The organism is Sulfoacidibacillus ferrooxidans, from assembly GCF_022606465.1.
Classification (GTDB): Bacteria; Bacillota; Bacilli; order Alicyclobacillales; family SLC66; genus Sulfoacidibacillus; species Sulfoacidibacillus ferrooxidans.
In genome coordinates this window covers 350,481-365,799 of sequence record NZ_JALBUF010000001.1, presented here as the reverse complement: position 1 = coordinate 365,799, position 15,319 = coordinate 350,481, and the positions used below count along the sequence as shown (strand labels likewise).

The window sequence follows — 15,319 nt, the reverse complement described above, 5'->3', positions numbered from 1 at the left end:
CATAGAGTTGCCTGATGAAATGCAGCTTTATTATTCTACTATATCTACGACTTCCTGTCGTGTAAAGGGGACAGTCATTGAATGGATCAATCGAAACTCAAACGATCTCTTGGCTTGCTTGATCTGACGATGGTTGGATTAGGCGGCATTATTGGATCAGGCTGGTTACTAGGATCGCAACAAGCAGCTAAAGATGCAGGACCTGCTGCCATTCTGGCTTGGATTATTGGCGCTATAGCAGTAATTTTACTTGGACTTGTTTATTCTGAACTTGGTGCTAGGATGCCTGAATCGGGTGGTATTGTTAAATACCCTAATTATTCACATGGATCACTTGCAAGTTATCTCATGGGATTTGCAGCGATCATCGCATATTCTACGGTTCCACCTGTCGAAGCACAGGCTGTGGTTAGTTATGCAGGGGGGTATATGCCAGCTGGTTTGTTGTTTCAAGCAAGTGGTTCACCAACTGCCGTTGGCTGGATGATTGAAGTGGTATTGCTCGTTTTATTTTTTATGTTGAATTATTTTGGCGTGCAATTTTTTGCAAGAGTAAATACGATTGTTACATTTCTCAAGTTTGTTATGCCTAGTGTCACGATCATCTTACTCCTGATTGGAGCACACCATAGTAATTTTTCCAGTCATGGATTTATGCCATATGGAGTACATGGAATCTTTACGGCTGTGGCTACTTCAGGTGTGGTATTTGCATATCTTGGCTTTCGACAGATCAGTGCATTGGCGGGAGAAGCTCGCAATCCCCAGAAAGATATTGGACGTGCCATTGTGACGTCTATTCTTTTGGCGACTGTCATATATACGCTCTTACAATTTTCATTTGTAGGTGGAGTTGATCCACGAGCATTGGCTCATGGCTGGGGTGCATTGCAATACAATGCACCATTTGTCCAATTGGTCACACTTATGGGATTTGGTTGGTTTTCGTTCTTCCTTTATGCAGACGCATTAATTTCACCTACTGGAACAGGCAATGTATATTTTGCTTCTAGCTCAAGAGTAACGATGGCCATGTCTGAAAACCGTTACTGGTGGCAAATATTTGGACAAGTCCATGAACGTTCTGGGGTCCCTAGAAAGGCACTCTGGTTAGCTTTAGTTTTAGGTATATTATGGACTGCGCCTTTTCCTACATGGAGTCGTTTAGTTGGGTTTATCTCTGGTGCCACTGTACTCACGTATGTCATAGGACCTGTTTCTGCGATGGTATTTCGTAAAACGGCGACTGATTTTGCTAGTCCATTTACTGTTAGAGGATTACCTATCATTGCTATGTTGGCGTTTATGGTAGGAACTTTAATTATCTACTGGACGGGATGGAGCAATGTGTGGCCACTTATTGTGATGGAGGTTTTAGGATTAGTGGTTTATGCCTATTTTGTTCCACGCGTTTCATTTTTGCGAAAGTCTTTTTTACGTGATGTGAAATCAGGCATTTGGCTTGTTATCTATCTGTTATTTATTCTTATGATCTCTTATGTGGGATCGTTTGGTGGACAAAACTTAATTCCGTATCCTGTGGATACGATTGTCGTTGCCGCGGTATCGTTGTTATTTTTTTTCTGGGGTGTGAAAAGCGGGTACCCTACAGCAGCGCTTGATGAAGCACGTCAGTGGTATCAAAAAAAAGCAGGCAGTACTGATGCATAACATGTTTGTGTCAATGAATGGCGAGATTTGTTTCACGTGTAGCACGTGTCGAAATTTGTAGAATTTGCTCGATACATTAACTAGACCGGATAGATGTTAGGATACTTTGGCACGATATAGGATACAAAGGTCATGATTGATCACAGAAGAAAGAAGGGACTCTTAGATGCGAAAATGGGCGATCGCATGCGTAACAGGTATTTTATTGGCGACTGGGGAAGTTGGGATGAGCAGTGCTGCACAGGTGCAGGCAAAGGACCTTGGCATTGTATCTGGTCGTGGGACTACGGTGGAGTTTCGCGTATCCAATGTGCAAATGAAGAGATTAGATGGCGCTCGTGTTCTCATTATCGATGACCGAGGGAAATTGATCCAATCCGGACTGACCAATCGTGAAGGAGTGTATGACGCACGCATTGCTACACCGCTTGATCGACGGTTTGTACCAGTAAAAAAGATGGGTACTGTAACAGCGATCTTATTTGCAGATGGATACAATGAATCTATCGTATTTGATGTACCTGTTCAATCTGGACAAGTGCAACCGGTGATGTTAAATCCGATTGTGCAAAATCAGCGCAATGAACCGACGATCATGCTTGGAAATATTCATCGTCATACGTATATTGGTCTTGTTTCCTATTATGCCGAATTACAAAAACTAAAAAAGCAGCCACCTATTCCTGGAGAACAAAACTATGCACCGTGGAGTTCACGTACGCAGTAGCATTTTGATCTGAGTCTTCTACATGACATGGACGGGATTTTAATTGATGATGATGGCGTAAGGAGGTTTTTATCGATGAAAAAGCCATGGATCGCCACAATGGCTTTATGTCTGATCCTGTTTTTTGCTGGAAGCACAAGTTCAGAACCTGCACATGCTCAAACATACACCTATCACACGATTTATAATACGGCACTACCTAGTGTTATTCATGTTGCGATTCGGGCAAATAATAATCCGCGTGGTCAAATTCTTTGGGTTCAGACCGTTGGATTTCAAGAATATTGCTCTGATGTTCTTCCTAATGAATGGATTCCTGAATGGAATGTAGAAGCATTACGCGCGGGAGCCATGGCCGTCAAAATGTTTGCTTGGTACCATACGTTACATCCTGTCACGATCGATGGATTTACTTTTGACGTAGACAATACGACCAACTTTCAGGAGTATAAATATATGAGTGGTCGACCAGAAACCGATCAGGCGATACAAGATATATGGCCCTATGCATATGCCTACACAGATGGTGGAATTGGACCGCTTGATTATCGTGCAGGTGTTCCAAATAATCCAAATTGGCCATTTAACCACTCGCAAAAGATGGCGCAGTGGGGTTCACAATATTGGGCGACGGCAGGCATGAACAATCAGCAGATCCTTGCGTTTTATTTTACAGGAAGAACGTTATTACAAGCGCCCTAGTGGATCATGATCGTGGATTGATGGCAGGAGAGGTATACTCTCCTGCCATCAATCCACTTAACCTCTTCTAAATGAATTGGTTGGAGCCATCCAGGGAGACATGGTAGATGGGTAGACAGGTGGACGTGTCATGACCTGATTAGGCATCTGTCCACGTGGATACATGGGTCTTTGCATGACAGGAGGAGCAGTATATGGTGCCCCTTTTCGTACAGTTGGAGACATGCGACCACCTACAAAGGGATTATTTACACCAGTTCGCGTACTACTAGCCTGATTACTAGCACCTAGACCAAACAGTAAAAATAAAGGTAAAAAGCATGGATCAGCTGTGCGATTGTCAGATAAATTCTCAAGCAATTGCACGTTATTTTGCATTTCTGTCATATGATATCCTCCATTCATTCTCCCTCTCCTTACCATATGAGGCTTAGCTGTTCCTGCGCTGGACATTCGTCTCTCCTATACGTATACATAAATCGTGCTTTTTCTTTATCAAGGAGCCATAGATGTAACAGAAATGTTTAAAGTGAAGTTAAAAATGCTCTTATCTAAACTACAGTTACGAAGTACAGTAGAACTAGGTAAATCGTTAAAGTCAGTTATAGTGTGAAAGGAGATGACCTAGATGGGGGGTACTATGGGGGCAAGTCTTGCACCCGTCACAGGACTAGCTGCATTTTATCATATGATGTTGCAACAATTTTTTATCGTGATAGCTTTAGCGGCCATGATCGGTACGATCTATGTATTATGGCGAATGTACGGTATGTCGCCGGCTTCAAGAGATACAGAAAAAGTGAAAAAACACGAAAAAATAGAGGTTATGAGTCATCGTGTATTGCGCATTGGGTTAGGATTATTATGGATGTTAGATGGGGCATTGCAAGCGCAACCAGCGATGAGTAACCAGTTTATATCTGGAGTGGTACAACCAGCAGCAGCATCTCAACCTGCATTTCTTACGGAATGGATGGCTTTTGGAATTCGTTTGTGGCTACAACATCCTTTTTTTTATGATCTGTTAGCCATGTGGATTCAGCTAGCTATAGGAGTTTTATTATTGGTAGGAGGTATAGGCCTGTGGACAAAAGTTGGCATCATTTTATCCATAGGGTGGGGACTCGTGATTTGGATCTTTGGGGAAGGTGTCGGAGGATTATTTGCTAGTGGTAGTGCAACGTGGTTATCTGGAACACCTGGTTCTGTTATTTTTTATATAGTTGCGGGTTTATTGCTTTTATTGCCTATGGCATGGTGGGAACAAGGATTATTGAGAATTCCTATGCAACGCTTTATCGGATTTCTGTGGTTAGGTTTAGCTGTATTGCAGGCTATACCCAGTCAGCTGTTTTGGACTGCTAAAGGAATTAGTGCTCCAGTACTGGCGATGGCTTCCATGCCACAGCCGCATATTCTCGCTAGCACCCTTAATGAATTCGCTGCATTACTAGAAGCACATCCTGTATTTTGGAATACATTCATGATATTGATTATGCTATATCTAAGTGTGTCCTTTCTTTTAGGAAAGCGCAGTCATTTTACTTGGTGGGTACTGTGGATTTGGTTGATAGCAACTTGGGTTTTAGGACAGGATTTTGGGGTTTTAGGTGGTGTAGGTACAGATCCAAACTCAGCGCCTATCCTTGCGTTACTGATATTTACCACTATTTATTTACAAAATCATGTGGGACCTTCAGCTACATTGGCCAAGATGAAAAGTGGTATTGTGCAAAGATACTTTGCGCATTAAACAGCATCGCGGGCAACTTTTCATGGTGATCAAGTTAAAAGCAAGCTTATAAGCATAGTGAGAGGATACTCTGCTATCTATGACCGTATTAAGTAGGATGGTAGATTGTATGGGAGGAGCACAGTGGAGATGATTTCGTCAAACATGGTGCCCCTCTTTTATATGTCCCTTGTAGAAGAACTTTAATGGATAAGCATGTTATTTTGAATCTACATCATTATCTGCAATGACGACGACGTCCATCGTGCGAATAGAACGCAACAGGTTTTGCAAAAAATACCCGCGTTGAATGATTTCGTATTTTGTTCGTGAAGAATGGCCCAAAAAGACTTGAGTGACTAATTTTTGTTCCATATCATGTGCTAACAAGCGAACCAGATCTCTCGGTTGTTGAACTTGTAAGCGCACAAAGGTTCCTCCAAGTCGGTTGGTTAACTCCTCTAACTGTGTCAGTCGCGCCTTATCTTCTGCTAAAATCATGAGCTGTTCCTGTACAAAAGTGACATACATTGTTGCCTTTAAGCGTTGTGCTGTGCGGAAACCGCGACGAATGAGACGCTCTGCCTTTGACTTTGTATTGACACATACATAGATGACTTCCATTCGTCGCCATGGTCCGCGCAGTGCACTGCGATCGTCATTGGCTTCAAGGCGGTCATCGATGTGATCAGCCACTTCACGCAGGGCCATTTCGCGTAATGCGATTAGATTGCCCTGCTTAAAAAAATGAGATAACGCTTGCTCTACCTTGTCAATTGAGTAAATCTTACCTTCTCGCATGCGCTGCTGTAGTGTTTCCGGTGGCACATCGATAAGGACGACTTCTTGTGCCATGCGTAGTATGGAATCAGGTACAGTCTCTCGAACCTTGACGCCAGTCAGTTCAAAAACGGTATCATTAAGGCTCTCGATATGTTGAATATTGAGCGTAGAGATGACAGATATTCCAGCTGATAGAAGTTCTTCAACATCTTCATAGCGCTTGCGATGAGTACACCCCTCTATATTGCTGTGTGCCAACTCATCTACTAGTACTACTTCTGGATTGCGAGCAAGGATTGCACTCATATCCATTTCTTCAAATACTCCACCGCGGAAATGGATCTTTTTTTGTGGAATAATCGTTAAGTCCCCGATTTTTTCCTCCGTACCTTGGCGGTGGTGTGTTTCGATAATACCTCCAACGACATCGATGTGTCGTGCTTTTAAGTCATGTGCTTCGCGCAGCATGGTGTATGTTTTCCCAACGCCTGGTGCTGCGCCAATGTAAATTTTGAAGCGGCCACGCTTTAAATGATTCATCGTTTGTGGAAAGCTTTGCTCATCTAGTTTTGGATAGGTAACTGATGAAAGATTGCGATGTCGATAAGAAAGGAGACGTTCCCCTCCAGCCGATCGACGATCTGAAATCACCATCAGATCTGTTTGTTTTGCCTTTGTCAGAAGATCATTGACAAGAGAGCCTCTGGTCAGATCCTCAAAGCGACTCCTATGTGATTGACCAATCACAATACGTGTGATGTGTTTTTCTTGTGCATAATGTTGGAGAATGTCTGCAACCGAAGAATGTCTCTTACAACATACCTCGGTAATGTTGGCTTCTATCTTTTCTGCTAGTCGTGTGATGGCCTCTTTAAATGCGCGTTCCTCTTGCCCAAGTTTTCGTTTCCTATCAACAATCGTGATGATATCAAGTTCTGCATTGAGACGGTTGGCGATTTGTTGCCCTCTTCGCACGAGTAATGTGCCATTTGAATTGTATTGAACTGCAACCATTACTCGATCGGTTACGGATGAGTTTGTAGGGAGACCGTAAAATGTGCGATAGGATTCTAACTTTTCATTCACGTCATCTGCGACTACGCGCAGTGTAAGTTCTCGCAAGATGGATAGCGTATCTTGACTCAAGTGATCATGTAAGCCATCTGGTGTATCAGACAGTGAATTTCGTTCATTTTGTTGCAGCCGCTCGAGAATAACGTCTGGTTCCACATCGACTAACTTAACTTCATGAGCATTAGCCAATACTTCAAGCGGGATGGTGTGATTGCTTTCTATACCGGTTAATTTTTTTATATCTTCTCGCATTTCATCAAGGTCATAAATATTGAGAGTGGTCATGACATGGATATGATGATCAAGCAACACATGAATGTCGCTTAACCGTGTGCGATTTGTAGCTGATAGTTGATTGACGTGAGCAAGGTCGTCCACAAGAAGAAAATCAGGGGCATAGGCTAAGATGGCGTCAAGATCCAAATCTCCTTGTTGTGCTTCACCCACATCCGTCATGCAAGTAGGAATGACTTGTAATGAACCGACTTGTTCTTTTGTTGCCGGGTTTCCGCCAAAGTGAACGGCAGAAACTGCCACACGAAGACCTGTTGTGCATAATTCTTGACCATCAGATAACATTTGATAGGTTTTACCTGTCCCGCTACCTGCTCCAATATAGATTTTTAGACGACCTCTTTGTAAAGCTGATATTTCCTTTAGAATCTCCTCAGGAGTTTTTCGGCGAAATGGTTCATTATACAATGGTGACACCCCTGACAAATAAACGTTAACTGATCTATTTTGAATGGTATGATAGAAGCGTATCATATGTTTAACATGGAGTGAGAATGATCTTGCTATGGCAAATGTCACGTTTTGAAGCGGCTCACTATGCGTTGAGTTGCTTGTTTGAAGCCACAAACCAGCTGCGCATCGATCACGTATCACTCGCTACGCATCTTATTGATGCAGCCGCAGGTGCATCGCATCAACCTATTCCGATTCCTACATACTCTAGTATAGCTTATCTTCAAAATATTGCTCTCGATGATATGACGCCGCATTGGTATGATCATTCCGGATTTTACGATCGTTTGCATGGGGGAACATGTTGTAATGGTCGTATAAAAGAGGGGAACTGTGTTACACAGTCCCCCTCTTTTATACGAAAAAGCACATAAATAGTAGTCTACTCTTTATCTTGGTACTGAAGTTTTAATGAATCGACAACACTAGGATCTGCAAGTGTCGTGGTATCACCAAGCGCACGCCCTTCTGCGATATCACGTAGTAAGCGACGCATGATCTTAGCGCTCCTGGTTTTGGGTAACTCAGCGGTAAAGAGAATTTCTTCTGGACGTGCCATCGCACCTATTTTGACTACGACATGATTTTTTAATTCAGTCATGAGTTCAGGTGATGTTTTTACTCCGTCTCTAACTGTGACAAAGGCTGTAATGGCTTGCCCTTTTACATCGTGTGCGCGGCCAATCACGGCTGCTTCTGCGACGGCTGGATGGTCAACTAAAGCGCTCTCTACCTCCATCGTGCCGATGCGATGTCCAGAGACATTCATGACGTCGTCAATACGACCTAAGATCCATATATATTTTTCTTCATCAAGATGAGCGCCATCGCCTGGGAAATACATGCCACTGAATTGTCCAAAGTACGTCTTGCGAAAGCGCTCATCATCTCCCCATACGGTTCGCAACATCGATGGCCAAGGTTTTGTAATGACGAGATTGCCTCCGTGTCCGGGAGTTACTGGAGTTCCATTGTCGTCAACTACGTCCACTGCAATTCCTGGGACTGCTTTTGTTGCGGAACCAGGCTTCGTTTTAATTAGTCCAGGTAGCGGGGCAATCATGGCGCAACCTGTCTCTGTTTGCCACCAAGTATCGACAATAGGGCATCGACCATGTCCAATGTGCTCGTGGTACCACATCCAAGCTTCTGGATTGATCGGCTCACCGACTGTGCCCATCAGTCGCAGCGTGCTAAGGTCATGACTCTGTGGAATATCGTGGCCCCACTTCATAAAGGTGCGAATGGAAGTTGGTGCCGTATAAAATATACTAACCCCGTATTTTTCAATGATGTTCCAAAAACGGTGCCGATCGGGTGCGTCTGGTGCTCCTTCATACATGACGACAGTTGCACCTGCGGACAGAGGTCCGTAAACGAGGTACGTATGTCCGGTGATCCACCCAATATCTGCTGTACACCAAAAAACATCGTCATCTTTAATGTCAAATACGGTGCGCATGGAAGTATTAGCACCCACGAGATAACCGGCTGAGCTGTGCACAATGCCTTTGGGTTTGCCAGTTGTTCCCGACGTATATAAGATAAATAGAGTATCTTCTGCATGCATAGGCTCTGGCGCAAAAGGGGTTTTTGGCATCGTCTCGATCAGTTTATGCCACAAGAGATCGCGGCCATCTATCATCGTAGAATGCGCGTCTGCACCAACTCTTTGAACAACGACGACTTTCTCTATCGGGGTATCGATAATGGCTTGATCGACATTTTGTTTTAAAGGGACGATTCCACCCCGACGAAAACCGGCATCTGCTGTAATCAGGAGTCTAGCATCTGCATCGATGATTCGGTCTTTTAGTGAGGAAGCAGAAAAACCACCAAAGACGACAGTATGAATGGCTCCAATTTTAGCACAGGCGAGCATAGAGATTGGAAGTTCTGGAATCATAGGAAGGTATATGACGACGCGGTCGCCTTTTTTAACGCCCAGATGAATTAGCATGTGGGCAGCTTTATCTACTTCGCGTCCTAGCATATCATAGGTTAGGATTTTGCTATCTCCAGGTTCACCTTCCCAAATGATGGCGGCTTTATTTTTTCTGCCATTTTCTCTATGGCGATCTACTGTGTTATAAGCGACATTGAGAACGCCGTCAGAAAACCACTTTGCATGTGGTGGATCCCATTCTAAAATGGTAGAAAACGGCTTACTCCATGATAAATAAGAGGCTTGTTGAGCCCAATATGCTTGTGGATCTTCAGATGCACTTTGGTATACGCTTTCATCGGTAACAGTAGCTTGCGCGATAAAGGCAGCAGAAGGTTCGAATGTTCTGTTTTCTTTTAATAGAGTATCAAGATTATTTGGCTCTGTCATGATGGCCTCCTATAGAAACAATCTATCTTTCAATTCATTGAACACAGTATATCATATGTGATTTTCTTGCACATGAATTTCACTTATACTCTAGATATGTTATCGCAGGGAGGGCGCACTTCATTGTTTAAGGTTAGTGATTTGTCAGAACCAACGCGCAATTTTTTACAACGTGGACTTGTCATTAGTCCATGGCTTGCTGGAACCGATCTGTCTTTGCGTTTTGGGCCAGATGTGATGGAGTTTCTGCGTGACGTTTCAAGTGCTTTTGCAGCCCTTCACTGGACGGATGAAGTACGCACACGAGCATTTCAGGATGTACCAATTCCAGATCGCATCGCGCGTACGGCTACGTATGAAATAAGTGCTTCTACAGCCGTGTACATCGCTCATCATGAGTTGGGACTAACCATGATTACAGTTGATGTTGCAAGGAAGGCTTGCGAACGACTAGAACAATTTGTGAATGACTATGGTTTTGTGCCATTAATTCAACTATTCACTACCGTTACTGGCTATGAAAATCAACATGCGCTTGCATATTATGGCTGTATTCCTGAAAAAGAATTTGTGACTGGAGTATGGCATCGACCATGGATTGATTATTCGTTAAATGATGAATTATTGTTTGGTACCTATCTTGGCAATTATGAAATGGTGATGAAAGATCAGTTGCGTTGTGTAACAATCACAGAAAAAGGTAAAACGGTATTGCGTGAAGCGGAGCAGATGCTTGCCGAGACGGGGTATTTAGATACTCGTATTCGACAGATTCATATCTCTAGATTTAATCTGTATTTTGATTACGATACATTATCCAACGATATATGGCCAGATTTTAAGCGATTACGCAGTGAATTTCTAGATTTTTCTAAAGTGCTTCCAGATACTACCGTACTTGAATTAGGTTGCGCCGATGGTGTATTTACATTTGGTGGGGGATTGGCCAATCGCGTGGGAAAGGGTGGGCAACTCTTTTGCGCAGATCCTGCTGCGGGTATGATTGTACGTGCAGAGACGAAGCGGCAGCGGTTAGGGGCAAATTGGGTTAATTTTGTAAAGGCTCCTGCAGAAAACCTTCCATTTGCTGACCATACATTTGATACTGTACTTGGTGTAGGTTTCTTTCATTTTACAGATGCTGTTGTTGCACTGGAGGAGATTTTTCGCGTAGCAAGGCCAGGAGCCACCGTTGCTAGTTTACATCCAACTTTCTTTACACCATGGGACGTACCTTTTTTCTATGAATGGTTTGAACCGATTTTACTTTCAGCTAAAAAGCGACATGAAAATAATCCGCGTAGTTATTTGAAGCAACCAGATGAGATTGTGCAACAGTTTCGAGATGCAGGCTTTGTGGAAGTTGAGTGGGTGAACTATGGATTTAATACGCACTACGTGGATCCGGACAAGGTCATAGAAAATTTCATCTTTGGGGTGGGATTATTTCAAGAGGAGCTTGCTACATTGCCTTTTATGGCAAGACAAGACATGATTGATGAACTGAAACAGCGTGGGCTACTAGTGTGTGAAAAATACACAGAAGAGGAAAGGATACTTCGTTTTCCTAATCAAATAATTCGAGCCATTAGACCTTGAACAATGAAAAATTATAGATATATTATGTGAAGATGATCGTATACCATGAATAATTGAGTATTGCTAAATCATACAGATCGGAGTAATCTAAAAATAATTAAGGGAACGTTCAAAATTTTGTAACATGTTATGTGAAAAATGTCGCAATTCACGGAGGTGGCTGTATGCATATTGTCGTGTGTATTAAACAGGTCCCTGATAGTCGTGAGATTCGCATTGATCCAAACACTAATACATTGATCAGGCAAGGTGTTCCAGCTATTGTTAATTATTATGATTTGCATGGAGTAGAAGAAGCATTGCGATTTAAGGATTCACATGGAGCTAGAGTGACTATTATTTCGATGGGACCCCCGTCTGCTGAGAAATCTTTACGACAATGTATTGCCATGGGGGCTGATGAAGCTGTCCTTGTAAGTGATCGTGCTTTTGCTGGTGCAGATACCTTAGCTACGTCATATGTGATAGCGCTTACAGTACAAAAGGTGGCGCAAGTTTATGGGCCAGTTGATCTTGTTTTTTGTGGGAAACAGACATTAGATGGGGATACCGGTCAAGTTGGTCCGGGTGTTGCTTGTCGCCTGGATTATGATCAGTTAACTTATGTAGAAAAAGTTATTGATATTGATGAAATAAATCGTGTGGTGACAGTACATCGGCATCTTGAAGATGGTGTCGAAGTCGTGGAGACTCGACTGCCTGCACTCATTACTGTGTTAACGGAATTAAATAAACCACGCCGTGCGAGTTTGCCTGGGGTGTTGAGGGCTGCGCGGTATCAACCCATTGTTTGGTCTACCAGTGATTTTCCTGATCTTGATCGCTCAAAGATTGGTTTGAAAGGATCGCCTACTATTGTTTCTAAAACATGGGTGCCAGAGCCACGTCAAATTAGTACAGAGATGATCGATGGTGTATCTCCAGAGGCCATTGCTGCCGATATAGCAAAACGCTTGTGGCAAAGCGAGACGGCGACACGTCTCGGATGGTCCTAGATGGGGGGAAATGATAAAGATGAATGACTTGCCAAAAACATCTCCAGAAATAGACAAAACGGATACAACTGTGGGAACAAAGTCTAGGCGCCCCTCTCCTAGAGACGTTATGCCAGAAAAAGATTGGTCTGATTATCGTGGGATTCTTATTGTTGTGGAGCAACGAAATGGCATAGCTAAAAAAGTTTCATGGCAACTACTTGGCGAGGGACGTCGCCTTGCTGATAAATTAAATACACATCTTTCGGCACTTGTGATTGGCTCAAACGTATCTGCACTTGCCAAGGAAGCCATTTATCGGGGTGCCGATCAAGTGTACTTGTGCGATTCAGAAGAGTTAAAAGATTACCGCACTCGACCATATAGCAAAGTTTGCCTGACTGTTATTGGCCAGTATAAGCCAGAAATTGTTTTAATGGGTGCAACATATACGGGAAGGGATTTGGCGGGTGCCATTGCAACACACTTACCGACAGGTTTAACAGCTGACTGTACTCAGCTAGATGTTGATGAGCAGCGATTACTGCTTGCCAGTCGACCGGCATTTTCAGAGAAGATGTTAGCCACGATTCTGTGTAAACAGTTTAAGCCTCAGATGGCTACTGCTCGTTCTGGCGTGTTTCTTGCATTGCCACTTGATCCAACAAGAGACGGTGACATTATTCCAATTGCTTCACAGATGAAAGAAGATGAAATTGTAACTAGAGTGCTGGACTTTTTGGAACAAAATGATTACGTTAGTCTGGAAGATCAGGAGATTATTGTTGCAGGAGGAAGAGGGCTTGGTGGACCAGAGGCATTCGCATTGCTTCAGAATCTTGCCGATGCTCTCGGGGGTGTGGTCGGTGCTTCTCGAGCGGCGGTAGATGCAGGTTGGATTACACATGATCATCAAGTTGGCCAGACAGGTTCAACGGTGCGTCCTAAGTTGTACTTTGCCATTGGGATCTCTGGTGCAGTTCAACATGTAGTCGGTATGCAAAACGCAGATATGATCGTAGCGATCAATCGCGATCCAAACGCCCCTATTTTTAAAGTTGCCCATTTGGGGATTGTGGGTGATTTATTCACACTTGTACCTGCCTTATGTACAGCGATTAAGGCGCAGAAGGATGGTCAAGAATCTGTCGGGATTGCTCTGTAATGGGAAATAGCTTAGATCATCGTCTTATTTGTATCTGAGGGAATAACGATGAGCACGAGGCAATGGTTTGTCACTCAGGGGAGAGGATTATGGTGGCGACAGAACATTTTGATGCAATTATTGTAGGTGCCGGTCCAGCGGGTAGTGCAGCCGCATATATCATGGCAAAGGCAGGGCTAAACGTTGTCTTAATTGAACGAGGAGAATTTCCAGGAGCAAAAAATATATTTGGTGGAGTCATTTATCGCAAGCAGTTAGAAGACATCATTCCAGAATTTTGGAAGGAGGCACCGCTTGAGCGTCAAGTCATTGAACAGAGGTTGTGGATCTTGAGTGACCAAGCGGGTGTCACTATAGGACACAGAAACGAAGCATTTAAGGAACCAAATAACTGCTGGACAGGACTGAGAGTCAAGTTTGATCAGTGGTTTGCTACAAAAGCTGAGCAGGCAGGATCGCTCAATATCTACGAAACGGTAGTCATCGATGTAATTCGCGAAGGGGAGAAAGTAGTCGGTGTACGCACGGATCGCGATCAAGGTGATCTCTATGCGAATGTTGTAGTCGTAGCAGATGGTGTAAATTCATTGCTAGGTAAAGCGCTAGGCGTCCATAGGGAATGGTCGCCAAATGAAGTTTCGCTTGCAGTGAAAGAAGTGATTGCTATGCCTAAAGAGAAGATTATGGATCGCTTTAATCTTGAGGGCAATGAAGGCGTTACAACAGAATTTGTCGGCAATACCATGGGGATGGCGGGATTAGGCTTTCTTTATACGAATCAAGATACATTATCTTTTGGTGTTGGTGTGATGGTTAGTGATCTCAAGAAAAAACGAGTAAAACCGTATGAACTTTTAGAAGGTGTTAAGCAGCATCCGATGTTGCGCAGGTTACTACAAGGTGGAGAAACAAAAGAATACGCTGGTCATCTTATTCCTGAAGGTGGATTTCATTCCATTCCCCCTTTGTCTGGGGATGGTTGGATGATCTGTGGTGATGCAGCTCAGTTAGTCAACTTTGTTCATCGCGAAGGAACAAATCTTGCGATGACATCAGGTAGATTTGCTGCAGAGGCGATCATAGAAGCGCATGAGACGGGGGATTTTTCACGTGTTGGCCTTGCTGGTTATGATCGACGAGTAAAGGAATCGTTTGTTCATAAAGACTTGAAAAAATACAAGGGATTACATCATTTTCTGAGTGATTCTGATCCTTCATTGACCTTTGATAAACTTCCAAAGGCACTCAATGAAGCAGCATATCAAATGCTTTTAGTGGATGGAGTTCCAAAGTCTGATAAACAGAAAATAGCGATGCGAGGAGTAACTCAAGCTGCTGGAGGATTGATGAATATGGTCAAACTAGGAGCGCAAGGGTGGAGGGCGATGAACGGATGAGCTCTATTGCAGAAAAATTATACACGATTCGCTATAAGGTAGATGAAACATCACATCTCATTATTAAGGATCAAGATGTGTGTTTGCATTGCGAGACAAAGGAGTGTCAAGATTTTTGCCCAGCAGATGTTTACCATTGGATGGACAAAGAGTCAATGACAAGTGTTGCATTTGAGAATTGCATTGAGTGTGGAACGTGCCGCATTGGTTGTCCAACGTATAACATTGAGTGGGTTTATCCTAAAGGTGGTCATGGTATTACTTACAAGTTTGGATAATATGTGCTTTTAAAGAGAAACGCGTGTCTCACAGCGAGATTGAATGAAATGGTCTGCATAGATGCATAAACCCGTTGCCTATGAGTCAGAAGGTGAGCGATGCTAGTTTTACTAACATCGCTCACCTTCTTAATG

General features: G+C 43.3%; 13 protein-coding genes. 10 read left to right on the top strand and 3 right to left on the bottom strand.

Annotation, left to right across the window (positions count from 1 at the left end; genetic code table 11):
• Positions 1–81: 81 nt before the first annotated feature.
• The 3 genes from MM817_RS01940 (at position 82) to MM817_RS01930 (ending at position 3,100) form a co-directional block, all read left to right on the top strand.
• Positions 82–1,671 (top strand): APC family permease, encoded by a 1,590-nt coding sequence (locus tag MM817_RS01940; RefSeq protein WP_241711750.1) that lies wholly within the window; start codon positions 82–84, stop codon positions 1,669–1,671.
• A gap of 166 nt (positions 1,672–1,837) precedes the next feature.
• Positions 1,838–2,398: a hypothetical protein gene (locus tag MM817_RS01935; RefSeq protein ID WP_241711749.1), complete on the top strand. Its 561-nt coding sequence runs from the start codon at positions 1,838–1,840 to the stop codon at positions 2,396–2,398.
• Positions 2,399–2,473: 75 nt separating this feature from the next.
• Positions 2,474–3,100: a SpoIID/LytB domain-containing protein gene (locus tag MM817_RS01930; protein WP_241711748.1), complete on the top strand. Its 627-nt coding sequence runs from the start codon at positions 2,474–2,476 to the stop codon at positions 3,098–3,100.
• A 57-nt stretch (positions 3,101–3,157) separates the two neighbouring features.
• Here MM817_RS01930 and MM817_RS01925 read toward each other — a convergent pair whose 3' ends face one another.
• On the bottom strand, positions 3,158–3,487 hold the full coding sequence (locus MM817_RS01925; protein WP_241711747.1) for a hypothetical protein: 330 nt from the start codon (positions 3,485–3,487) through the stop codon (positions 3,158–3,160).
• A gap of 241 nt (positions 3,488–3,728) precedes the next feature.
• On the opposite strand from MM817_RS01925, the gene MM817_RS01920 reads away from it, so the two are divergent.
• Positions 3,729–4,853 carry a hypothetical protein gene (locus MM817_RS01920; protein WP_241711746.1) on the top strand — a complete coding sequence of 375 codons (1,125 nt, stop codon included), beginning with the start codon at positions 3,729–3,731 and terminating at the stop codon, positions 4,851–4,853.
• 198 nt (positions 4,854–5,051) lie between these two features.
• Here MM817_RS01920 and MM817_RS01915 read toward each other — a convergent pair whose 3' ends face one another.
• Entirely contained in the window at positions 5,052–7,391 is a 2,340-nt protein-coding gene (locus tag MM817_RS01915) for a universal stress protein (protein ID WP_241711745.1), read from the bottom strand.
• 92 nt (positions 7,392–7,483) lie between these two features.
• On the opposite strand from MM817_RS01915, the gene MM817_RS01910 reads away from it, so the two are divergent.
• The gene (locus tag MM817_RS01910; RefSeq protein WP_241711744.1) at positions 7,484–7,810 is read left to right on the top strand and encodes a hypothetical protein; all 327 of its coding nucleotides are present in this window, start codon (positions 7,484–7,486) and stop codon (positions 7,808–7,810) included.
• An 8-nt stretch (positions 7,811–7,818) separates the two neighbouring features.
• Here the strand turns inward: MM817_RS01910 and acs are convergent, their stop codons facing one another.
• Positions 7,819–9,771, bottom strand: a complete 1,953-nt coding sequence (acs, locus tag MM817_RS01905) for an acetate--CoA ligase (protein WP_241711743.1) — start codon at positions 9,769–9,771, stop codon at positions 7,819–7,821.
• Positions 9,772–9,894: 123 nt separating this feature from the next.
• On the opposite strand from acs, the gene MM817_RS01900 reads away from it, so the two are divergent.
• The 5 genes from MM817_RS01900 (at position 9,895) to MM817_RS01880 (ending at position 15,184) form a co-directional block, all read left to right on the top strand.
• Positions 9,895–11,370 (top strand): class I SAM-dependent methyltransferase, encoded by a 1,476-nt coding sequence (locus MM817_RS01900; RefSeq protein ID WP_241711742.1) that lies wholly within the window; start codon positions 9,895–9,897, stop codon positions 11,368–11,370.
• A 164-nt stretch (positions 11,371–11,534) separates the two neighbouring features.
• Entirely contained in the window at positions 11,535–12,365 is an 831-nt protein-coding gene (locus MM817_RS01895; RefSeq protein ID WP_241711741.1) for an electron transfer flavoprotein subunit beta/FixA family protein, read from the top strand.
• A 109-nt stretch (positions 12,366–12,474) separates the two neighbouring features.
• Positions 12,475–13,509 (top strand): electron transfer flavoprotein subunit alpha/FixB family protein, encoded by a 1,035-nt coding sequence (locus MM817_RS01890; protein ID WP_241712261.1) that lies wholly within the window; start codon positions 12,475–12,477, stop codon positions 13,507–13,509.
• An 89-nt stretch (positions 13,510–13,598) separates the two neighbouring features.
• Positions 13,599–14,906 (top strand): FAD-dependent oxidoreductase, encoded by a 1,308-nt coding sequence (locus tag MM817_RS01885; RefSeq protein WP_241711740.1) that lies wholly within the window; start codon positions 13,599–13,601, stop codon positions 14,904–14,906.
• Positions 14,903–15,184, top strand: coding sequence for a ferredoxin family protein (locus tag MM817_RS01880; RefSeq protein WP_272879672.1), 282 nt, complete (start codon positions 14,903–14,905; stop codon positions 15,182–15,184). The genes MM817_RS01885 and MM817_RS01880 overlap by 4 nt, the downstream gene beginning before the upstream one ends.
• Positions 15,185–15,319 lie beyond the last annotated feature (135 nt).

Excerpts from the sequence above, each read along its gene's own strand:
- MM817_RS01940 (WP_241711750.1), top strand. The coding sequence starts at position 82 with ATGGATCAATCGAAACTCAAACGATCTCTTGGCTTGCTTGATCTGACG.
- MM817_RS01935 (WP_241711749.1), top strand. The coding sequence starts at position 1,838 with ATGCGAAAATGGGCGATCGCATGCGTAACAGGTATTTTATTGGCGACT.
- MM817_RS01930 (WP_241711748.1), top strand. The coding sequence starts at position 2,474 with ATGAAAAAGCCATGGATCGCCACAATGGCTTTATGTCTGATCCTGTTT.
- MM817_RS01925 (WP_241711747.1), bottom strand. The coding sequence starts at position 3,487 with ATGACAGAAATGCAAAATAACGTGCAATTGCTTGAGAATTTATCTGAC.
- MM817_RS01920 (WP_241711746.1), top strand. The coding sequence starts at position 3,729 with ATGGGGGGTACTATGGGGGCAAGTCTTGCACCCGTCACAGGACTAGCT.
- acs (WP_241711743.1), bottom strand. The coding sequence starts at position 9,771 with ATGACAGAGCCAAATAATCTTGATACTCTATTAAAAGAAAACAGAACA.
- MM817_RS01895 (WP_241711741.1), top strand. The coding sequence starts at position 11,535 with ATGCATATTGTCGTGTGTATTAAACAGGTCCCTGATAGTCGTGAGATT.
- MM817_RS01890 (WP_241712261.1), top strand. The coding sequence starts at position 12,475 with ATGCCAGAAAAAGATTGGTCTGATTATCGTGGGATTCTTATTGTTGTG.
- MM817_RS01885 (WP_241711740.1), top strand. The coding sequence starts at position 13,599 with ATGGTGGCGACAGAACATTTTGATGCAATTATTGTAGGTGCCGGTCCA.
- MM817_RS01880 (WP_272879672.1), top strand. The coding sequence starts at position 14,903 with ATGAGCTCTATTGCAGAAAAATTATACACGATTCGCTATAAGGTAGAT.